Origin of the sequence: Streptomyces sp. NPDC002886, from assembly GCF_042888445.1 — a bacterium.
In the GTDB taxonomy this organism is placed as follows: Bacteria; Actinomycetota; Actinomycetes; order Streptomycetales; family Streptomycetaceae; genus Streptomyces.
Genome location: NZ_JBIAPV010000010.1, coordinates 180946 through 199713 on the forward strand (window position 1 = coordinate 180946; position 18768 = coordinate 199713).

20 protein-coding genes and 3 pseudogenes are annotated in these 18768 nt (G+C 70.5%); 11 read left to right on the top strand and 12 right to left on the bottom strand.

The features are described 5' to 3' along the window. Positions 1 to 55: 55 nt before the first annotated feature. From ACFYYB_RS33450 to ACFYYB_RS33460, 3 genes are all read right to left on the bottom strand, one after another. The gene (locus ACFYYB_RS33450; protein ID WP_389440273.1) at positions 56 to 256 is read right to left on the bottom strand and encodes a DUF6233 domain-containing protein; all 201 of its coding nucleotides are present in this window, start codon (positions 254 to 256) and stop codon (positions 56 to 58) included. A gap of 95 nt (positions 257 to 351) precedes the next feature. Then, positions 352 to 738 carry a hypothetical protein gene (locus ACFYYB_RS33455; RefSeq protein WP_389440275.1) on the bottom strand — a complete coding sequence of 129 codons (387 nt, stop codon included), beginning with the start codon at positions 736 to 738 and terminating at the stop codon, positions 352 to 354. A 220-nt stretch (positions 739 to 958) separates the two neighbouring features. Continuing rightward, positions 959 to 2323: an NAD(P)/FAD-dependent oxidoreductase gene (locus ACFYYB_RS33460; RefSeq protein WP_389440277.1), complete on the bottom strand. Its 1365-nt coding sequence runs from the start codon at positions 2321 to 2323 to the stop codon at positions 959 to 961. 285 nt (positions 2324 to 2608) lie between these two features. On the opposite strand from ACFYYB_RS33460, the gene ACFYYB_RS33465 reads away from it, so the two are divergent. Together ACFYYB_RS33465 and ACFYYB_RS33470 are read left to right on the top strand one after the other, a co-directional pair. Then, entirely contained in the window at positions 2609 to 3016 is a 408-nt protein-coding gene (locus ACFYYB_RS33465; protein ID WP_389440279.1) for a DUF4190 domain-containing protein, read from the top strand. Positions 3017 to 3151: 135 nt separating this feature from the next. Continuing rightward, positions 3152 to 3607 (top strand): ubiquitin-conjugating enzyme family protein, encoded by a 456-nt coding sequence (locus tag ACFYYB_RS33470; RefSeq protein WP_389440283.1) that lies wholly within the window; start codon positions 3152 to 3154, stop codon positions 3605 to 3607. 462 nt (positions 3608 to 4069) lie between these two features. Here the strand turns inward: ACFYYB_RS33470 and ACFYYB_RS33475 are convergent, their stop codons facing one another. The 3 genes and pseudogenes from ACFYYB_RS33475 to ACFYYB_RS33485 form a co-directional block, all read right to left on the bottom strand. After that, positions 4070 to 5158 (bottom strand): hypothetical protein, encoded by a 1089-nt coding sequence (locus ACFYYB_RS33475; RefSeq protein ID WP_389440286.1) that lies wholly within the window; start codon positions 5156 to 5158, stop codon positions 4070 to 4072. Beyond that, positions 5148 to 5618 (bottom strand): annotated as a pseudogene (locus ACFYYB_RS33480) (acetate kinase); the annotation flags it as partial. The pseudogene ACFYYB_RS33480 and the gene ACFYYB_RS33475, both read right to left, overlap by 11 nt. Next, on the bottom strand, positions 5600 to 7957 hold the full coding sequence (locus ACFYYB_RS33485; RefSeq protein ID WP_389440288.1) for a phosphoketolase: 2358 nt from the start codon (positions 7955 to 7957) through the stop codon (positions 5600 to 5602). The pseudogene ACFYYB_RS33480 and the gene ACFYYB_RS33485, both read right to left, overlap by 19 nt. Before the next feature lie 290 nt (positions 7958 to 8247). Between ACFYYB_RS33485 and ACFYYB_RS33490 the strand changes: the two genes are divergently transcribed. After that, the gene (locus ACFYYB_RS33490; protein ID WP_389440291.1) at positions 8248 to 8790 is read left to right on the top strand and encodes a type 1 glutamine amidotransferase domain-containing protein; all 543 of its coding nucleotides are present in this window, start codon (positions 8248 to 8250) and stop codon (positions 8788 to 8790) included. 85 nt (positions 8791 to 8875) lie between these two features. On the opposite strand, the pseudogene ACFYYB_RS33495 reads toward ACFYYB_RS33490, so the two are convergent. The 3 genes and pseudogenes from ACFYYB_RS33495 to mscL all read right to left on the bottom strand — a co-directional run. After that, positions 8876 to 9084, bottom strand: a pseudogene (locus ACFYYB_RS33495) (metallophosphoesterase); the annotation flags it as partial. A gap of 316 nt (positions 9085 to 9400) precedes the next feature. Next, a complete protein-coding gene (locus tag ACFYYB_RS33500; protein WP_389440605.1) occupies positions 9401 to 9799 on the bottom strand; it encodes a DUF1622 domain-containing protein in 399 nt (132 codons plus the stop codon). A gap of 168 nt (positions 9800 to 9967) precedes the next feature. Next, on the bottom strand, positions 9968 to 10411 hold the full coding sequence (mscL, locus tag ACFYYB_RS33505) for a large conductance mechanosensitive channel protein MscL (RefSeq protein ID WP_389440294.1): 444 nt from the start codon (positions 10409 to 10411) through the stop codon (positions 9968 to 9970). A 513-nt stretch (positions 10412 to 10924) separates the two neighbouring features. On the opposite strand from mscL, the gene ACFYYB_RS33510 reads away from it, so the two are divergent. Continuing rightward, positions 10925 to 11281, top strand: a complete 357-nt coding sequence (locus ACFYYB_RS33510) for a PRC-barrel domain containing protein (RefSeq protein WP_389440607.1) — start codon at positions 10925 to 10927, stop codon at positions 11279 to 11281. A gap of 523 nt (positions 11282 to 11804) precedes the next feature. On the opposite strand, the gene ACFYYB_RS33515 is transcribed toward ACFYYB_RS33510, so the two are convergent. Continuing rightward, a complete protein-coding gene (locus ACFYYB_RS33515) occupies positions 11805 to 12140 on the bottom strand; it encodes an STAS domain-containing protein (protein WP_389440297.1) in 336 nt (111 codons plus the stop codon). 311 nt (positions 12141 to 12451) lie between these two features. Beyond that, positions 12452 to 12865, bottom strand: coding sequence for an ATP-binding protein (locus ACFYYB_RS33520; RefSeq protein WP_389440301.1), 414 nt, complete (start codon positions 12863 to 12865; stop codon positions 12452 to 12454). Positions 12866 to 13202: 337 nt separating this feature from the next. Between ACFYYB_RS33520 and ACFYYB_RS33525 the strand changes: the two genes are divergently transcribed. From ACFYYB_RS33525 to ACFYYB_RS33535, 3 genes are all read left to right on the top strand, one after another. Then, positions 13203 to 14450 carry a PP2C family protein-serine/threonine phosphatase gene (locus tag ACFYYB_RS33525; RefSeq protein WP_389440304.1) on the top strand — a complete coding sequence of 416 codons (1248 nt, stop codon included), beginning with the start codon at positions 13203 to 13205 and terminating at the stop codon, positions 14448 to 14450. A 7-nt stretch (positions 14451 to 14457) separates the two neighbouring features. Continuing rightward, positions 14458 to 14871 carry an STAS domain-containing protein gene (locus ACFYYB_RS33530; protein ID WP_389440307.1) on the top strand — a complete coding sequence of 138 codons (414 nt, stop codon included), beginning with the start codon at positions 14458 to 14460 and terminating at the stop codon, positions 14869 to 14871. Positions 14872 to 15045: 174 nt separating this feature from the next. Then, the gene (locus ACFYYB_RS33535; protein ID WP_389440310.1) at positions 15046 to 15378 is read left to right on the top strand and encodes an STAS domain-containing protein; all 333 of its coding nucleotides are present in this window, start codon (positions 15046 to 15048) and stop codon (positions 15376 to 15378) included. 307 nt (positions 15379 to 15685) lie between these two features. On the opposite strand, the pseudogene ACFYYB_RS33540 reads toward ACFYYB_RS33535, so the two are convergent. Beyond that, positions 15686 to 15925: pseudogene (locus ACFYYB_RS33540) on the bottom strand (ATP-binding protein); the annotation flags it as partial. Between the two features lie 217 nt (positions 15926 to 16142). Between ACFYYB_RS33540 and ACFYYB_RS33545 the strand changes: the two are divergent. The 4 genes from ACFYYB_RS33545 to ACFYYB_RS33560 all read left to right on the top strand — a co-directional run bounded on the left by ACFYYB_RS33545 (position 16143) and on the right by ACFYYB_RS33560 (position 18466). Further along, positions 16143 to 16766: a flavodoxin family protein gene (locus tag ACFYYB_RS33545; protein WP_389440312.1), complete on the top strand. Its 624-nt coding sequence runs from the start codon at positions 16143 to 16145 to the stop codon at positions 16764 to 16766. A 105-nt stretch (positions 16767 to 16871) separates the two neighbouring features. Beyond that, the gene (locus ACFYYB_RS33550) at positions 16872 to 17828 is read left to right on the top strand and encodes a TIGR03557 family F420-dependent LLM class oxidoreductase (RefSeq protein ID WP_389440315.1); all 957 of its coding nucleotides are present in this window, start codon (positions 16872 to 16874) and stop codon (positions 17826 to 17828) included. A gap of 20 nt (positions 17829 to 17848) precedes the next feature. Then, entirely contained in the window at positions 17849 to 18067 is a 219-nt protein-coding gene (locus ACFYYB_RS33555; RefSeq protein WP_389440317.1) for a hypothetical protein, read from the top strand. A 168-nt stretch (positions 18068 to 18235) separates the two neighbouring features. Continuing rightward, positions 18236 to 18466 carry a DUF5133 domain-containing protein gene (locus ACFYYB_RS33560; RefSeq protein WP_389440320.1) on the top strand — a complete coding sequence of 77 codons (231 nt, stop codon included), beginning with the start codon at positions 18236 to 18238 and terminating at the stop codon, positions 18464 to 18466. Positions 18467 to 18768: the final 302 nt, after the last annotated feature.

The window sequence follows — 18768 nt, forward strand, 5'->3', positions numbered from 1 at the left end:
GCCCGGCGCTCACCAGCGGGGTGCGAGACGCGCTGACCAGCTCCCAGCTCGGCACTCAGCCGAGGCCGAGCGGATTCTCGGGGCTGCAGAACTGGCACGCCTCGACGCCCTCGGTGATCAGCCTCCGGGCCTCGTCGCGGCTGATGGCCCGGCCCTGGCCCATGGTGCAGGCGCCCACGTGTACAGAGATCGGCACCGGCCCGTTTCGGCCTCGCCTTGTCTGCACCTTCCAGGCCGCAGACGCGGCCGTGCCCACAGCTCCCGACGGCGGTGCCGCTCGGCGGGGGACCGGCCCATGGCCCGGTCGCTGTGGTGCGTGCCGACGGGGCGACGCCGCGGCCAACTGCGCCTTCAGGGCGCGGATGGCCTGTTCGGCCTGGCGCTGCTGCCAGGCGAGATAGGCCCGTGGTTTCCGGCTCGCACGGTGAAGTCCACGGTCCGGCCGGCGGCGTCGCGGACGGGCACGAGCAGCGCCGCGGAAACCGGGATGGCGGGCAGCGTGGCGCATACGCACGCCCACGGATCGTGGCCCTCCGGCCCGTCGCCGCAGGAGTGCCTGCGGCCGTCGCCCCCGCCGCAGGCGCACGTCTGCGGCGCACCGTCCGCCGGATCGGCCGCGGGCACCGCCTCATCCGGCCGCACACCCGCGGCACCGACGGCGGCCTGGCGCAGGGCCGCGATCTCACGCGCGAGGAGTTCCTTCAGCGAGCCCGGGTCCTGCGGGATCAAAGGCGGCATCGTTCCTCACAGGGAAGCGGACGGATAGGGGCGACTCCCCAGGACCTTGTCACTATGCGCTCCCGTCGCCCGCCTCAGCCGACGGGGCACCGCGGTCGTTCGCGCCCTGCGCTCCCCGGGTTCCCCGATCAGTCCAACGCCGCCCAGAGGCCGGTGGCGGTTGTCCCGCGGTGGCAGCGCGGCGGCTCCGCTGGGTGCCCCGTTGGGCCCGCCGGAACCGTCAGCCTCCATCTGCCGTCGTACGGGCCCGTACCTGCTCCGCGGTGAGGTAGTGGTCGGTGTACTCGAAGTCGCGCAGCGTGCCCGGCTTGTAGGTCTGGAAGCCGGTCCGGACGAAGTCGTCGCCGGCCACGGCATTCAGGAGCCAGTTCGTCATCACCCGGGTCTTCGCGGCGCCGGTGCGCAGCGCCGCCCAGTGGTAGCCGCGGGCGACGGCCTGGGCGGGCATGCCGCGCAGGTCGATGCCGAGCGGCCGGGAGACGCCGTCGCGGCCGCCGAGGTCGACGACGAGGCCGAGGTCCTTGTGGACGTACGGGCGCAGCGGCGTACCCCGTAGCGTGGCGACGAGGTTGTCGGCGGCGACCTTGCCCTGGCGCTCGGCGTGCTGCGCGGTGGGGGGACACACCGCGCCGTCCCCGCCGCCGGCCAGGTCGGGCACCGCGGCGGCGTCACCGAGTGCGAACGCGCCCTCCGCCCCCGGCACCCGCAGATCCGGCGCGACGACGAGCCGGCCGCTCTTGGCGGTTTCAGCGCCTAGCGTGGCGATGAGCGGGCTCGCGGTGACGCCTGCCGTCCAGATGAGGGTGCGGCAGGGCAGCACGCGCCCGTCAGTGAGCGTGACGTCCTCGGAGCCAGCCTTCGCGACGGAGACGCCGAGCGAGACCTCGATCCCGCGCCGGCGCAGCACGTCGAGGGCTGCCCGGCCCAGTCGGTCGCCGAGCTCGGGCATCAGTTTCGGAGCCATGTCGACGAGGTGCCAGGTGATCTCGCGCCGTTCCAGACGCGGGTAGCGGCCGACGGCGTTCTTGGTGAGCCGCTCCAGGGAGGCGGCCGTCTCGGTGCCCGCATAGCCGCCTCCCACCACGACGAAGCCGAGCCGTGAGGCCCGTTCTGCCGAGCCCGGTGCGGCGGCATCGGCCAGGTCGAGCTGGGCGATGACGTGGTCGCGCAGGTGGGCCGCCTCGGCCAGCGTCTTCATGCCGCGGCCGTGCTCCGCCAGGCCGGGGATGTCGAAGGTGCGGGTCACGCTGCCCGGGGCGAGTACGAGGTGGTCGTACGGCTGGTCGACCAGCTCCCCGGTGATCTTCTGGATGACGCAGACCTTGGCCCGGGTGTCGACGCCCACGGCCCCGCCGGGCACGATCTGGGTCCGGTGGCGGCGGCTGCGGCGCAGTGACACCGCCACGGACTGGGGGGTGAGCACCCCGGAGGCCACCTGGGGGAGCAACGGCAGGTAGAGCTGGTAAGAGAGCGGCGTGACCAGGAGGATCTCCGCCTCCCCGGGTGACAACGTCCGCTCCAGGCGGCGTACGCAGGCGACGCCGGCGAAGCCCGCGCCGACGACCACGATCCTCGGTCGTGCCATGGTGTCCGTCCCTCCTCGGGTGTACTGGTTTCCCGGTGCGCTTTCCCCGGCAGGCCGTTCCATGCACGTCGATCCGGGGGAGAGCGCCTGCTGATGCCCTCAGCTCCCGATTTCCGGCTCCCGGCGCGGCGGCCGCCGGGCATCATCCTCACTCCGTCCCCACCCCTCTCCGGGAGGGCCCCGCTGGGAAAGCGGGTTTGCCATGGGTGGAGCCGTGGCAGAAGCGCGGAACGCCACATCTTGGCAAGGGAGTTGTCCAGAGGGCGTTCAGAAAGGGATCATCTGATGACCGACGTATACCACTCTTCCGACAGCCCCGCTGGCGCCTACCCCGGTCCGGCTCCGGCCGCGAGGCGCAATGGCCTGGCTGTGGCCGCGCTCGTCACGGGTATCGCCTCGCTGCTGCTCTTGTGGCTGTGGTTCGTCGGCATCCCGCTGGCGCTGGTGGCCATCGGACTGGGCATAGCCGCCCTCCGCAAAGCCCGAGGCGGTGCAGGCGGGCGCGGCATGGCGATCAGTGGTCTGGTCCTGGGTGCTGTGACCGTGGTCATCGCGGGGATCCTGGTGGTGGTCGGGGTGTCGATCCTGAATTCCGACGAGGGCAAGGACCTGCGTTCCTGCCTGAACAATGCACAGACGGAGCAGGACAAGCAGGACTGTGCGAACCGGTTCAACGACGACATCAACAGCTGACGCCGGCGCTGCACCAGGCCCACATGCCGGTGCAGGGCCTCCGCCGCCGCATGGCTTCGGTGAACAGGGGCAGGTGGACCGACAAGCATTGGATTGCCGGCCACACGCGGCAACGGGCGGGGAGGCTGGGACGCGATGAGTACGACGCGGAGCACCACCGTGAAACGGGCGACAGCGGACTGGCGACAGGTGGAGACGCTTCTCGCGGACGAGCCGATCAGGGGCGGGCACAGGGACGGTGACGTATTTGCCGGCACGGTGCTGCTGGTCCCGCCGCCGGACTCGCTGTACTACGGGGCCCGGCTGAAAGTCTCCGTCACGCTCCCGGCCGACTACCCCCGCTCGCCGCCCGACCTCGTTTCCCTCACACCGGTGTTCCACCCCAACATCAGTAACACCGGCATCATCTCCTTCCCCCTGCTGGCCGAGAAGTGGAGCCCGGACGTCACCCTGTACCAGGGCCTGATCTCGCTCCTCGCGCTCCTGGACGAACCCGACGTCCACGACCCCCTGCGCCCGGAGGCGGCCGAGGTGTACATCCTCGACCGTGATGCCTACCTCAGACGCGTCCGTCAGGCGGCGAGTGGCTGAGGAACCGACGCGGAGGACGCCCTGTGCCACCTGCTCGGCAACGGGCGCCCTCACGAGAACGTCCGGCCTCCGACAGGGTCCGCAGGAGGCCGGACAAGCCGCCTAGGGCCGCAGCGGCCCCGCCGCTGCGGCCCTCGAAGGTGCTCGCGCACTCGTGGGGGATGGAATGACAGTGCACAGGTCCGGACTGCCGCAGGATCTGCCCGCGCCGGAGGTCCTGTGGGCCCGGTGGAGCGCGGTCGCCATGCGGGAGGCGACGACCGAGGCGGAGCAAAGGCCGCCGGTCCGCCGCACGTGCTGCTGGATCGACGACGGTGGCCTGCGGCTCGACGACCTGCACCTGATGGACGTTGAAGCCGCTGGGCAGGGACCGGTTCGTGCTCTTCGGCGAGGATGAGTCCAGCGGGGTCATGTGGCACGAGCCGCCGTCGACATACTGGTCGAGGCTCCGGACTGGGTCCCTTACGACGAGCTCCGTGAGCTGATCGCGGGGAACGAGGTGGGGTGCGTGTACTGGTCCGAGAACGGGTCCTGGGCACGGGCTCCGTATCCGGCGGACCTCGATGACGACGGTCTCGACTGCGGGTTGAGCCGTTTCGGCAACGAGGACGAGCTGCTGCGGAGCTCGACGGCGGGGCGGTCCTCGGGGAGGGTCGCGCGAAACCGGTGCGCCGCGCCGAGTGATACGAATCGGCGCCGGAGCTGCTGGAGGCCCTCGTCCGTGGTTCGGGCTTCGAGCCCGCTGACCTGCCGGCCATGCTGCGCGCCCAGCGGCGCTCGGGCCTGTCCCACGGGAGCCCGCAGTTTGCCGCATGACATCAGGGGCTTTCCGGGCCAAGGGACGGCGGGACGGTTCAGCCGGACGGAGCGGCCGAGGGTGCGCTTACCGTTGCCGCATACCGGCAGGCCGTCCATTTCGGACAGCTGAAGCCCGGCCAGGGCCGTGCCATGTCGGTCCACAGGACAGCCCTTGCCGACTCCAAACCCGTCAGCACACGGCTGCGTTCTTCTGGCGCAGGAGATCCGCCAGATCGGGGTGGCTTCCCAGGGGATCCGATGTAGCGGAAACACCGCCGCGTTCGGCAGTGTGAGGGGAGCCCATGTGTTGAGGGATACCCACGGCGACGCGCAAGGCAGGCCACCCCCACCCGGGTGCGGCAGCCTATTGCCCAGGGTGAACACGTCGAGAGCGAGGGCCGCGTCGGCGTCGCCGGCCTGCCAAGCTCGGACGAGTTTGCGGGTGTCCCCCGAGGAGCCCGACACCCCGAAGAGGCCCGACTCACGCATGAGCACCTCAGCCAGCCGGCGCGGCCCCATGCCCGCCTCGGTCTGAAGCCAGAGGAGCATGCCGGGGTCGACGCTGCCGCTCCGGCTGCTCATCGGGCGTCCTTCCAGCGGGGGCATTCCCATGGTGGTGTCGACGCTCACGCCTTCGCGGACGGCGCAGGTGGAGCAGCCCCCGCCCAGGTGGGTGAGGAGCCTGGAGCTCTGTGGCGGGCCGGCCGAGCAACTCGGCGGTGCGGCGCAGCGTGTAGGCGTAGGAGAGGCCATGGAAGCCGTACCGGCGCAGGCCGTGCCTTCGTGTCCATTCCTTGGGAAGGGCGTACGTGCGGGCGGGCTCGGGCAGGCCGTCGTGGAAGGCGGTGTCCGGGCAGACGATGTGCGGGAGGTCCGGCAGGAGCTGGCGGGCCGCGTCGAGGGCGGTCAGCGCCGGCGGGACGTGGAGCGGGGCGAGGCTGGCGGCGGCCTCCACGGAGCGCCGGACTGCAAAGTCCAGGAGAGTAGGACGGCGGATGTCCGGGCCCCCGTGGACCAGCCGGTGGCCGCAGGCCGTCACCGAGGGGGCCCGCGCGAGGAACCCCTCGATCGCGGCGGCGGCCCTGCTGTCGGGCGGCCCGTCCAGGTCACGCTGGTCGAGTACCTCGTCGTGGTCATCCACGACGGCGAGGTGGAAGCTGGCGGAGCCCGCGTCGAGTACGAGGACGGGGCCTGTCACGGCCTCCACTTCCACTCGGTGATCTCCGCCGGGTCCACACCGGTGCTGCGCAGTTCCTTCAGGAGCCGGTCTCGGTGGTCCGCGTACCGCGCGGCGAGTCGGCCGGTCCTGCCCGCGTGGGCGGGAAGGTGCTTTAGTACGGCGACGGCGATGTCGTGGCGGGTCGTTCCGTTGAGCGCGAGCAGGTCGTACGGGGTGGTCGTGGTTCCCTCTTCGACGTACCCGCGGACGTGGAACCGGTCGGGGTGCGGCCGGCCGTGGAGCAGCTGGTGGACGGCCGAGGGGTAGCCGTGGAAGTCGAAGACGACCGGGGTGGTGTCGCCGAAGAGGGCGTGGAAGGCCTCGTCGGACAGGCCGTGGGGGTGGTGGATCGGTGGCGCGAGCGCGCAGAGGTCGACGACGTTGACGAAGCGGATCCGGGCTTCGGGCAGGTCGCGTCGCAGGAGGTCGGCAGCGGCCAGCGATTCGACCGTGGGGATGCCCCCGGCGCAGGCGAGCACGACCTCCGGGTCCCGGCCCGCCTGGGTGCCGGCCCACTCCCAGGCGGAGGCGCCGGCCCGGCAGTGCGCACGGGCGGCCTCCAGATTGAGCCACTGGGCGGCCTCGTGCTTCCCCGCCACCACCGCGTTGATCTTTCCGGTCTCGTCGAGGAGCCGTTCCATGGTGACCAGCAGGGTGTTGGCGTCGGGCGGCAGGTAGACGCCGGTGACGGTGTTCTTGCGGTTGAGGAGGTTGCTGATGAATCCCGGGCCCTGGTGGCTGTACCCGTTGTGCTCCTGGCGCCACCCCTCGCTGCTGAGGAGGTAGGTGAGGCTGCTGACCGGGGCGCGCCAGGGGATCTCCCGGGACATCTTCAGCCACTTGGCGTGCTGATTGGCCATGCTGTCGACGATGGCTGCGAACGCTTCGTAGGTGGGGAAGAGGCCGTGCCGTCCGGTGAGCAGGTAGCCCTGGAGCCAGCCCTGGCAGTTGTGCTCGGACAGCATTTCCATCACCCGGCCCGACCGGGTCAGGTCCTCGGAGTACTCCTCGACGGGCCACTGGTACGCGCGCCTGCTCGTGGCGAGGACGGCGTCGAGCTTGTTGGAGGCCAGCTCGTCGGGCGAGACGATGCGGAAGTCCCGGCTCACGGCGGTGTTCCGCATGAGGTCGGCCAGCCAGCCGCCGAGGACCCGGGTGGGGCTCGCCGTCGCCGACCCGGGGCCGGCGGTTACGTCCACGGCATGCCTCGCGAGCGGCGGCAGATCGAGCGGCCGGCGCAGTTTCCCACCGTTCGCGGCGGGCTGCGCTCCGATCCTCGCGTCTCCTTCGGGGATGCCGGCGAGGACCTCCGGCACGGGCCGCCCCTGTGCATCGAACAGCTCCCGGGGCCGGTAGGAGGCTAGCCACTCCTCAAGGGCCCGCAGCTGCACCGGGTCCTCACGCGCTTCCGGGAGGGGTACCTGGTGGGCGTGGAAGGTCCCCTCGATCGCCGTGCCCTCGACCTCGGCGGGGGCGCCCTGGCCCTTGAGGCTCCGCAGGACGATCATCGGCCAGGTGGGACGGGCCGGTCGGTCACCGCTGCGGGCACGGTGCTGGAGCCCGCGGATGACGGTGTGGGCGTCCAGGACGGCGGCCGTCAGGGGCTCCTCGGAAGGATCGTCGCTGACGTCGACGATCCGGGGGTCCCAGCCGTAGCCCCGGAAGAGGTGCGTCAGCTCCTCGTCCGTCATCGTCGCGAAGACCGTCGGTGAGGAGATCTTGAATCCGTTCAAGTGCAGAACGGGCAAGACTGCGCCGCAGGACACGGGGTCGAGGAACTTGTTCGAGTGCCATGCTCCGGCGGTCGGGCCGGTCTCGGCCTCGCCGTCCCCGACGATGCAGGCGGCGATCCTGTCCGGGGCGTCCAAGACCGCACCGAAGGCCGTCGCGAGCGCGTACCCGAGCTCTCCGCCCTCGTGGAGGACGCCGGGTACGGCTGGGGATAGGTGGCTCGGGAAGCCGTCCGGGGCGCAGTAGCGACGTGCGAGCTCGCGCAGTCCGGGCCCGGTCCGGGCCAGGGCGGGGTCGCAGTCCCCGTGCGTGCCTTCCAGCCACAGATTGGCGTGGAGCGCGGGCGCACCGTGCCCCGGCCCGGTGACCAGCAGGACGTCCGCGCCGCGCTCGCGAACGAGGGTGTTGAGGGCCTCGTAGACCGTGGTGATGCCGGGGCAGGTCCCCCAGTGGCCCAGCAGCCTTGGCTTGACGTGTTCGGGGCGCAGCGGTTCCGTGAGCAGGAGGTTGTCCTGGAGGAAGATCGAGGCCGCCGCCACGTAGTCGGCGGCCCGCGCGTAGGGGCTCCGGGCCTTTTGGCGGGGCTGTGCGGAGGGGGTCACGGCGCTGCTCCGAATCCTCGCGAACGAACTGGGCACCCCCGCGCCTGCCCCGGCCGCTCCCCTGCCGAACCCGACGCCTTCGAGCCCGTCACGATGCGGCACCCGGCTGGAGGGGCGGTAGCGGGACGTCCACAGGCGCGGCTCCTGGTTTGGGACGCGCAGCCGGGGAAGGCGCGAAGGGAGACGGAACGCGCCGGTCCGCCACGCGGGCGAACGGGCGCGACCGCCGTCGTCACGAAGTTCTGAAGAGCCGAAGTTCCGACGAAGGAAGAGGAAGGAAGTGAAACCCCATGCGCATCGCGTTTCTGACTGCCCCCGAAGGCGTCGAGGAAGTCGAGCTCACCGCGCCCTGGAAGGCTGTCGAGGCCGCTGGCTGGAACCCGCAGCTCGTATCGACGGAGCCTGGGCGGGTGCAGGCATTCAACCACCTCGACAGGGCCGGCACCTACCCCGTCGACCACTTGCTGGCGGGCGACACCTCGGACGCCTTCGACGCACTCGTCCTGCCCGGTGGCGTCGCCAATCCGGACGCGCTGCGCACGAACGAGCGGGCCGTCGGATTCGTCCGGAGCTTCTTCGAAGCGGGCAAACCGGTCGCGGCGATCTGCCACGCGCCGTGGATCCTGGTGGAGGCCGATGTCCTGCGCGGCCGCACCCTCACCTCCTGGCCGAGCCTTGCGACCGACATCCGCAACGCGGGCGGCACCTGGGTCGACGAGGAGGTGCACGTGTGCCGCGCGGCCTCGGCCACGCTCGTCACCAGCCGTAAGCCCGATGACCTCAACGTCTTCTGCGCCACCCTCGTGAAGGAGTTCGACCTCGTGCGAGGCTGACGGCTGCCCGAGGGCGTGCCTGTGATGGGCAGGTCACTTCGGGAGCTGTGCGTCGTCTTACCGCTCCGCCGGCGAACCCCGGTGACAGGTGGTAGACGGGGCAGGCCCGGTCGATCACGAGCAGGGCGACGTTGCGCGCCCTAACTCCCACGACTGTCATACCGCGTTTCGTGCCGGGGTGGCGTGTCCGTGGACCGCGAGGCCTGCTCCGGGCCCATCGATGGGCTCGGCCAGGAGGTAGCTGCCGAGAAAGGGGTAGATCTCGACGGGCTCGCCGGCCAGCATGTCCGGCACCGCACGGCTGGAACCCGCGTCATCCGTATGCCTGTGCTGCGTGTGGGTCAGGGGCTGTTGCGGTGGCGTCCGTGGCCCGGGGAAGGTTTCGTGGCGGCCAAGGCGAGGGCCGGTGCGGGTAGCGGCAGGAGGAACGGCAGCAGGAGCTTGAATCCCCTCGCCTGCTCCACCGGCCGGCGGTTGACGCGGACCGTGCCGCCACGCGGTATGCGCTGTTCGCCTGTTCGCCTGTTCGCCGGCCACTGAGCCGACAGGGGCGCGGGAGAAGCTCGCGTGCCCTGCCCGCCTGGGGCAACGCCCGGGCGACGTGTCGGGCTCAGGCATTCACGGGATACGACGCATCCTTCTTCTGGTCGTGCTCGATCTCGGCTCGCTCCTGTGCGATTTCGCGGGTGAGGAAGAAGTTGAGGACGGTGCGGATGGCGGCGATGGCGGCCAGCTGACCGATCTCGGTGAAGCTCGGTGCGACCGCCGTGCGCAGGACATCACCGGCGAGTTGGAACTCGAGTCCGAGGACGAGGAACCGTCCGAGGCTGAGGCGGATCTTGTTGAACTCGCCGATGAGGGAGCGCTTGCGCAGACCGGTCACGGCAAAGCCCGTGAACGCCCAGACCGCGCCCGTGAAAATGATCAAAGCGCCGGCCGCCTCGATGACGTGGACCAGCCACCCGATCAGTTCCCGCACCCCGAGCTCGGACACCAGTTCCTTCGTCATGTTCATGCAGCGCATCTACCCCGCCCCACGCTCCGACACCGTGGAGGGTGGACGGTGGACGTTGCTTGCGACGGGTCGGGAGGCCGTTGCTGCCCGTGGCCCGGTGCCGTCACCCGGGCCGGCGCGGGCGGCAGCAACCGATGGCTGCCCTCGAGTGCCGCGGCTGGATCAGCTCACGCGCTGGGTCTCGGTGCCGGCCCGTGCGGGGACAGGGGGCAGCGCGACGGTGCAGGAGGCGCAGCGGCGGGCCTGTGCGGGTACGGGACTGAGGCATTCGGGGCAGTCGCGTTTGGGAGCCTGGACGTCCTGGTGGGGGGCGAGGCGCTCGTGGAGCTTGTTGATGGGCAGGACCACCAGGAAGTACAGGGCGGTGGCGAGGAGCAGGAAGCTGATCGTCGCGTTGATGAAGGCCCCGTAGGGGAAGGGGGTGGAGCCGATGGTGAACGTCTTGCGGTTCATGTCGCCCGCCGCTCCGGTGGCGAGCCCGACCAGCGGGGTCAGGAAGGCGCCGACGAATCCGTTGACGACCGCCGTGAAGGCGGCGCCGATGACGATGCCGACTGCCAGGTCGACGACATTGCCTCGAAGGATGAAGCTACGAAAGCCCTTCACCTGTGTCTGCCCCTCCTGTGCGAGGCTTCGCCTCGACGGCCTGTGGTGCTACGGCCGCTCGGTGACGGCCTTCCTGCCTTGCTCGGGTGCCCACCAGCCTGCTCGTTGATGCGCTCACGTAGCGCTGATGCCCGCCAGGCACCGCCGGCCCGGCACGAGCGCACTCGATGACTACGCGCTCGACTCCCCCTGATCGCGCGGCCGTTGGGATCCAGGGGTCGCCGGTGGTAGAGGCGCGTGTTGCCGCTGATGCGACCGGAATCCCACCGGGCAGGTGCGAGATCGGCGACTCCGGTGAAGCATCCTGCGGTGCCCAAGGCTCCATGCTCCATGTGCACTCCTCGCCGGCAGCGGGGCTCCAGACGGCCGGCCTGTCACCGTGCCCCTCGACCAGCGGTTCTGCGGCTGTCTGGGTGACATCCGGGGCGGCTGGCATGGCCGCGGCGTGTTGGGGGAGTTGGAGCGGGCAGATGTCGCGAGGACACTGCACTCCTACCTCGTTGAAGGAGCTTCATCGTGAGCAACCTCTGGGACTACCACCTGGTCGCGCACCCCGGCGCCGGTCTGAAGCTGGTCGGGTTCGACGTCGAGGCCACCGACGGGAAGATCGGGAGCGTGGATGAGGAGACGACGGAGGTCGGCTCGGCCCACATCGTCGTCGACACCGGCTTTTGGATCTTCGGCAAGCACGCCGTCCTGCCGGCGGGCACGATCAAGCGAATCGATCAGGAGGAGCGGAAGGTCTACGTCGCTCTGACGAAGGACCAGATCAAGGACTCTCCCGAATACGACAAGGACAAGCACCGCGGGGACGCCGGTTACCGCACCGAGCTTGGCGAGTACTACCGGGGCCAGAACATCGCTATCTGAGCCGCTCCACCCGGGAATGCCCCGACGCGCCCCGCATGGGTGGCAGTTGGACCACGGAGCGGCGCCGCCGGTACACCAACGACCTTGGCTCAGACGTGACCCTGGTCTGGGTGACCGCGCGGTCGAAGCGGCAGAAGTCCGACCAGGTCCGGCGACGTGGACGCCTGCGCCGGTAGTGCACTGCCGGTACGTCGGGGAGTGGGTGGCGACCAAGCACCGGTGGGCGCTGTCGGTGGACCAGGCGGAGCGTGAGGCGCTGCTGCGCTACGCGGCCGGCTGCCCGAACATGCTGCTGGTCTTCGACCGGGCCGCCTGACCCCGGGCCGACATCCTTCGCTGCGGACATGGGCGCGGGCCGCCCTCACATCGGTGACGGCGGCCCGCACCGTCCTGTGCTCGACATCGCTGGCTACGGCGCGCTCTCTTGGCGGGCAGGTCCGCCGTGGTCCTTTGGGCGGCTTGCGTATCCGGGGGGCGTGCGTTCTCGTGGAGCGACCGGCGGGTGGGGTGCCGGCGGGGCCGGTTATGTGTCGGTGATGGGGAAGACGGCGTCGGCGCCGGTCATCTCCAGGAGCCGCCGGAAATGGGGCTGTGGGTTGAGCAGGCTGATGCTCCGGCCGTGGGCGGTCGCGGTGTGGCGGGCGCGGACGAGGACGTTGATGCCGGAGGAGTCGCAGAAAGACAGGTCCGCGAGGTCGATGACGATCTCGTCGGGTCCATCAGGCTGGGTGATCGCCGTGTGCAGGGCCTGATGCAGCATCGGGGCCCGGTCGGCGTCCATCTCGCCTCCGACGTGCACGACGCACCGCGCCTGCCCGCCCTCCCAGACGCCCGGCGCGGTTTTCTCTCGCTCTTCCATGCCGTCCATGATGCTGCAGGCTGGGAGCGGGTGGAACACCCGAAACGGACACCTGGCGTGACGCTGCACCCCCCGGTGGAGCCAATGCTGGCACAGGCCGCCGAAGCGATTCCGCCGCCGCATTTGCTGGAGGCCTGGGTGGCTTATGCGCAGAGGTCCGACGGCGACCGCGTCTTGCTGTTCACCCCGCCCGCCCTGCCTGTCCCGGGCGGGGCGAGTTCTGATCGACGTGGTGCCGGCGTCAGGTGTCAGGGCCGGCCCGCACTGCCGCCCGCGGGGGCTGGGTTCTGCCGTCCCTTTGTTCAGGGCGTTTAGTCGTCGGTGAGGGGGATGGTTGCGGTGATGCGTTTTCCGGTGGGTCCGCGTTCGATTCCGAAGGTGCGGGCGGCGCCGATGACGATGCCGAGTCCTTGCTGGCCGATGCGCAGGGGGTCGGGGGGCAGGAGTGCGGGCGGGTTGGGGTTGCTGTCCCAGACCCCTACTTCCACGCACCCGTCGCGGACTTCCAGGTCGAGCCGGCTGGGGCCGGGGGCGTATTTGCGGGTGTTGGTGACGAGCTCGCTGACCACGAGTTCCACCAGGTGCAGGGCGCGGTCGCTGACCGGCAGGAGGTGAACGTCCTGGATCTCGGCGAGGAAACGGCGTGTGAGGTGGCGGGCCTGGGCGATCGGCTCGCTGCCCGTGTAGAGGGCGGAGCACGCTATGGGTGTGGGGCGGGTCACCACGGGCTGTTCGGCCTCCTATGCCCTCTTGGACGGTCCACGCTGCGGGCGCGGCCACCAGGGGACTCTAACCGCCTGCCCCCGATGGGTTCCTCCAGACCGCGTAGACCGGCCCGGTCCGGCCTGGGCCGTGGTCAGGCGTAGAGGCGTTTTCTGTGGTTTCCGTCAGCGGAGCGGGGTTGGTCGGGGGTGTACGGCGTGATTGGCTGTATGCCGGACAGATGAGCGACGGCTGCTGGGGCAGCCTTCCGAGGACGGTGGGGGAGCTGTGGGAGTGCTGGCACAACGGACGGCTGCGCCCTTGCCTCGGCAGCTCCGTGATCGTGCGCGTCTGGCCGCGGTGCGGGCGACGGGTCTGCTGGACACCGGCTCGGAGCAGGTTTTCGAGGATCTTGCGGGTCTGGCGGCGCGGGTGACCGGTTCGGGGCGGGCGTTCATCACGCTGGTGGACGAGTCCCGCTCGTTCTGGAAGGCCTGTGTCGGCGTGGACGCCGTCGCGGTCGCGGACCGCCAGAACCCGGTCGAGGAGAGTTTCTGCTACTTCCTGGTCGGTCTGGAGGGTGAGCCGTTCATCGTGGACGACGCCGCCAGCGATCCCAGGACCCGCGAGCATCCCTCCGTCGGCCCGATGAATATCGGCGCCTGGGCCGGCTATCCCCTTCTCGGCTCCGGCGGGGAGGTACTGGGGAGTTTCTGTGTGATCGACGACAGCCCCCGTGCTTGGACTTCGGCTGACCTGACGACGCTGGAGACCCTCGCCCGTTCGGTGGGGGCGGAGATAAGCCTGCGCCAGTCGCTGACGGCCGCGCAGAAGGCGCACAGTCTTTCCGCGGACCTCGCGCACTCTCTCCAGCAGGGCCTCCTGCCCCCGACCCCGCCGGCAGTACCGGGCGTGGAGGTCGCGGCCTCCTACACTCCCGCTTCCCGGCCGGGACGCTCCGACATCGAGGTCGGCGGCGACTTCTACGACCTGTTCCGCACCCGCGGGACTTCCTGGGGCGCGGTGCTGGGTGACGTGTGCGGCAAGGGCGTCCAGGCCGCGCAGGTGTCTTCCATGGCCCGGTACACGATCCGGGCGATCGCCAGCGAGAACTGGGCCCCGGCCGATGTCCTTGCGCACCTGAACGCGGCGATGCTCGCCCAGGACGAGCCGCGGTTCCTGACCGCCGTCTACGCCCGCTTCCGCCTTACCCCCGCCGGCATCGCCGGGACCCTTGCGCTGGCCGGGCACCCGCCGGCCTTCGTACGCCGCGCTGACGGCACCGTCCGTGAACTGGGCACCCCCGGCCAGCTCCTCAACGTCTTCGACCCCATCCGTCTCGTGGACACCCGCTTCCGCCTCAACCCGGGCGACCTTCTCCTGCTGTTCACCGACGGCGCGACCGAGGCCCGCGCCCGCCCCGGACGTCCCGGCCGGGACGTGTTCGACGACGCCGACCTCGCCCGCACCCTGGCCGCCACCGCCGGCATGAGCGCCGCCGACACCGTCGACCACATCACCAACGCCCTCGCCGTCCGCCACGCGGGGTGGGCTAGCGACGACACCGCTCTCCTGGCCCTGCGCGTCCCCGACCACCACCGGCGCTGACCGCGCCATGACTGACAGCACCGGCGCCGACCCTCCCGACCGACTGACCATCCTCCAAGCACCCATACCCGAGCCCCCGGCCACGGTCCTGGTCCTGCGCGGGGCGGCGAACCACGGGGACGAGCGGGTACTGCGGGCGGCATTCATCCGCGCCGCGCTCACCGGTCTGCCCTTCATCGTGGACCTCGGCTCCCTCGAGCACGCCGACGAAATCCTCCTCGGCCTCCTCCTGACCGCCAGGACCCACAGCAGCCTCCACCTCGTCGGCCCCCTCAGCCCCGCTCTGGCCCGCCGCCTGGACGTCACCGGCACCCGCGATGTCTTCCGTATCCACCCCACTCTGACCGCGGCTCTCGCCGCGATCACCGCCGCCGGCCCCGGCTGCGGGGACGACGGGGGAGCACCGTCCGACCGCAACTAAGAGCTTCAAAGGGCAATCGGCCTGGAATCGCCTGAATGGCCAGGACGGGTCGCGTGAACACCCGGGAGAGCCTGCGTTCGAGACCGTTGACAACATGTGTTGTCTGCGCCGGTATGTTGAGCAGCTACGGTGACCGCGACAGCAGGCGGCAGGCAGATAGTGGGGAGTTCGCAGGTGGAGCAGCAGGTCCGGGTCCTGCCCGATGAGGACGGTGTCCGCGTCATCGTCTGCGCCGGCGACTTCGACCAAGACACCCTGGCACCCCTAGACCAGGCCTGTACGCAAGCCGCGGACGACCCCGGTGTACGGCGGATCGTCCTGGACGTCACTCGGGTCGCCTTCGCCGACTCCTCGATGCTCAACCTCATGGTGCGCATGCTGCACACGGACCGCCTCGTCGTGGCCGGCCCGGTGCCCGAGCAACTGGGCCGCCTCCTGGACCTCACCCAGGTACGAGGCATCCTCCGCATCACCGACGACGGCATCGACGCGGCACGCACCCTGTAGAGGGAGCCGCTGTCCGGCGCTCGTCCTCGCCACCTCGCGGTAACCTCTGCGGCCTGCGCCGCGTTGGGTGTGCCCTGTGCCCTGTGCCCTGTGCCCTGTGCCCTGTGCTCTGTGGAGGCGGGGCAGTGGTGTCAGCGGCGGTGGCGGGCGCGTTGGTGAGGCTCAGGGTGGTGGGGTTCGGCGATGGCCAGGAGGACAAGCGCGAGTCCGAGGGGCAATACGAAGAGCACGAGGAGATGCATGCGGCTCTTGTGCCCCGATGAAGGTGTCGGATGCCGGTATCGGTGTCCTGGCTCCCGGACGGTGGTCACCTGGCCCATTTGGTGATGGTGACGGTGGTGCCTTCGCCGGGTGCGGTGTCCAGGAGGAAGCTGTCGACGAGCCGGCGGGAGCCGGAGAGCCCGAGGCCCATGCCGTTGCCGGAGGTCCATCCGTCGGTGAGGGCGAGGCCGGTGTCGGGGATGCCGGGGCCTTGGTCGGTGAAGACCAGACGCCCGCCACGCCGGCCGCGTTCATCGACGAGGGTGGCGGTCATAGTGCCGCCGCCGGGGGCCCTGTACCCGGCCAGCTCCTCGGTGCCCGCGGTGGTTGCCGCGAGGCCGTCGACGAGATCGAAAAGCGTCCATGGTGCCGGTAGGCGCGGCGTCGACGAGCCGCTTCGCCGCCCCGGTCCTGGTCCCTGGCGCCTGTCGAATCCGCGCCTGGGAGGGTGGATCTTCGTGTCGCGGTGATAGCGGGCGGCGAGGCCGGGTAGCCGGGGTTACATGGAATCCACCGAAACCACCCCACTGCGCGCTGTCGCCCTCGTCTGCACCCTGTCTCCGTCTCCGAAACCGTCCAGCTCTCTGCTGCTGGCCGAGCAGACGATGACCGCGCTCGCCGAACACGGAGTCGTGGGCGACACCATCCGGATCGCCGATCACGACGTGAAGACCGGAATCAGCACGGACCTGGGCGACGGCGACGCCTGGCCTCAGATCCGCGACACGATCCTCGGCGCCGACATCCTCGTCCTGTCCACGCCGATCTGGCTCGGACACCCCTCCAGCATCGCCCAGAAGGTCATGGAACGGCTCAACGCGGAGATCTCCGAAACGGACGACGAGGGCCGCATGCTCACCTACGGCAAGGTCGCCGCGGTCTGCGTCGTCGGCAACGAGGACGGCGCCCACAAGGTGAGCGCCGACCTCTTCCAGGGCCTGAACGACGCCGGGTTCTCCCTCGCCCCCAACGCCGTCACCTACTGGGTTGGCGAAGCGATGCAGCACACCGACTACCAGGACCTCGACAAGACCCCCGAGAAGACCGCCGCCACCACCAAGACCCTGGCCGCGAACACCGCCCACCTCGCCCGCCGGCTCAAGGCCAACCCCTACCCGCCGAGCTAGACCCAGGCACGGGCCCCGGAACCCCAACCCGGCCGCCGTCCCCCTTCCCCGGCTGGACAGGCCTGTCCGGCCGAGCCGCCAGCACGCTGAAGAACGGAGCGCACCATGACGGAGTTCGGCTATTTCCTGTCCTGCGAGGAGTTCACCCCCGACCAACTGCTGGACCAGGCAAGGCGGGCGGCGGACGCGGGGTTCACCCGGCTGGCGATCTCCGACCACTTCCATCCGTGGAACGACGCCCAGGGCAGCAGCCCCTTCGCCTGGTCCATGATCGGCGCCCTGTCGCAGACCGTCGACCTCCCGGTGACCACCCTCGTGACCTGCCCCACCACCCGGCTCCACCCGGTCATCACGGCGCAGGCCGCAGCCACCTCCAGCGTCCTGCTGAACGACCGTTTCACCCTCGGCGTGGGCACGGGGGAGGCACTCAACGAACACGTCCTGGGCGACCCCTGGCCCCGCCACGCGGAACGCGCGGACATGCTCGAAGAGGCTGTGGAGGTCATGCGGAAGCTGTTCACCGGTGAACTCGTCAACCACCAGGGCCGGCACTACACCGTCGACAACGCCCGCCTCTACACCGTCCCTGGGACGCCGCCCCCGGTCTACGTATCCGGCTTCGGGCCGAACGCCGCGGAACTGGCCGGGCGCATCGCGGACGGTTTCGTCCTCATGGGCCCCGAGCAGGAGCTGATCGACGCCTTCCGCCAGGCGGGCGGTTCGGACAAGCCGGTGATCGGCGGGCTCAAGGTGTGCTGGAACACCGACCGCGACAAGGCCATCGACACCGTCCACCGCCTGTGGCCCAGCGAGGTCCTGCCCGGCGAACTCGGCCAGATCCTGCCGACCCCCGCCCACTTCGAGCAGGCAGGCCAGCTCGTCACCCGCGATCAGGTGGCCGAGAACACGCCGTGCGGGGGTGACCCCGACGAGCACGTGACCGCGATCCGCACATACATCGACGCCGGCTTCGACGAGGTCTATGTCGGCCAGATCGGCCCCGAACAGGACGCCTTCTTCGACAACTACCGTAAGACCGTCCTCCCGGCCCTCAAGGCCTGACGCGACGGGAGGAGCGGAACATGTCCGACAGCATTCCGGGGACGGGTCAGCAGGCGCGGCAGAAGGCCGTACTGATCGCCGACCAAGTCCTTGAAGCAGCCACCGGTGCCCGAGCGGAGATCTCCAACGGCGTTCCCACCTCGACCGCAGTCCTGGCGCGGCCGGCGGTCCGGTACGGCCTGCTGCTGGCCCTCGCCACGCTCGCGGTCTGCGGGTGGCGCAGCCGCAGACACCACTGAGGACCGGCGGATATCGGCGCGCGCCCCTCGCGGCCAGCCTCATCTGGCTCCGCAGTCTGGGGTCCCCGGTCAACGCCTCAATGGGGGCGTGCGAGGGGCCGGATTCATCCGTGATCGGCAGGGTAGGCGACGGCCACCTGATGGAACGGTTAGCGGAAGGCGAACTCCATGTTGATGGCTCACCCGGCGGTGCTCCCCGGTCTCGTCGATCGCTACTGGGCGTTGTCCGTCCTTGCTGCTGCGGATGGCCAGTCGCCCGTGCACAAGGAGATCAAGGACGTCGAGTACGCGCTGTGTGTGGCCACTGGCACGGCGGACGTGCATGCCGCGCTGATAGCCGCTCGCCACCGGCTGCCCGGCGCCGGCGTCCTCGACGACTCCGTACTTGCCTCCCGCTGATCCGCTGCCGCGGGGATCCGTATGCCCGGCGACGGCGGTCTGGGCGCAGTGGCCGGGGACTCGCCGGGGTTGCGGTGAATGCCCCGGCCGGGGAGGAGGCCGGGGCTGTGGCGCCCGGTGCCGTCCGGATCCCGAACGACAGGTGAAGAGCCTGGCGGCCCGGGCCGCACCTCGGGGAAGTGCGGCTCAGGCGCCGGACGAAGCCCTGCCCGCGAGGGCCACGGACTCCGCTAACCCATCGTGTGACCGGACACCACATCGGCAAACGTTCCGTAAGAAGATCTTCTGAGGTCGCGTCAATG

Coding starts and splice junctions, on each gene's coding strand:
- ACFYYB_RS33455 (WP_389440275.1), bottom strand. CDS start 738: ATGCCGCCTTTGATCCCGCAGGACCCGGGCTCGCTGAAGGAACTCCTC.
- ACFYYB_RS33460 (WP_389440277.1), bottom strand. CDS start 2,323: ATGGCACGACCGAGGATCGTGGTCGTCGGCGCGGGCTTCGCCGGCGTC.
- ACFYYB_RS33465 (WP_389440279.1), top strand. CDS start 2,609: ATGACCGACGTATACCACTCTTCCGACAGCCCCGCTGGCGCCTACCCC.
- ACFYYB_RS33470 (WP_389440283.1), top strand. CDS start 3,152: ATGAGTACGACGCGGAGCACCACCGTGAAACGGGCGACAGCGGACTGG.
- ACFYYB_RS33475 (WP_389440286.1), bottom strand. CDS start 5,158: ATGGCCTCTCCTACGCCTACACGCTGCGCCGCACCGCCGAGTTGCTCG.
- ACFYYB_RS33490 (WP_389440291.1), top strand. CDS start 8,248: ATGCGCATCGCGTTTCTGACTGCCCCCGAAGGCGTCGAGGAAGTCGAG.
- ACFYYB_RS33500 (WP_389440605.1), bottom strand. CDS start 9,799: ATGACGAAGGAACTGGTGTCCGAGCTCGGGGTGCGGGAACTGATCGGG.
- ACFYYB_RS33515 (WP_389440297.1), bottom strand. CDS start 12,140: ATGGAAGAGCGAGAGAAAACCGCGCCGGGCGTCTGGGAGGGCGGGCAG.
- ACFYYB_RS33530 (WP_389440307.1), top strand. CDS start 14,458: ATGACTGACAGCACCGGCGCCGACCCTCCCGACCGACTGACCATCCTC.
- ACFYYB_RS33545 (WP_389440312.1), top strand. CDS start 16,143: ATGGAATCCACCGAAACCACCCCACTGCGCGCTGTCGCCCTCGTCTGC.
- ACFYYB_RS33550 (WP_389440315.1), top strand. CDS start 16,872: ATGACGGAGTTCGGCTATTTCCTGTCCTGCGAGGAGTTCACCCCCGAC.
- ACFYYB_RS33555 (WP_389440317.1), top strand. CDS start 17,849: ATGTCCGACAGCATTCCGGGGACGGGTCAGCAGGCGCGGCAGAAGGCC.
- ACFYYB_RS33560 (WP_389440320.1), top strand. CDS start 18,236: ATGTTGATGGCTCACCCGGCGGTGCTCCCCGGTCTCGTCGATCGCTAC.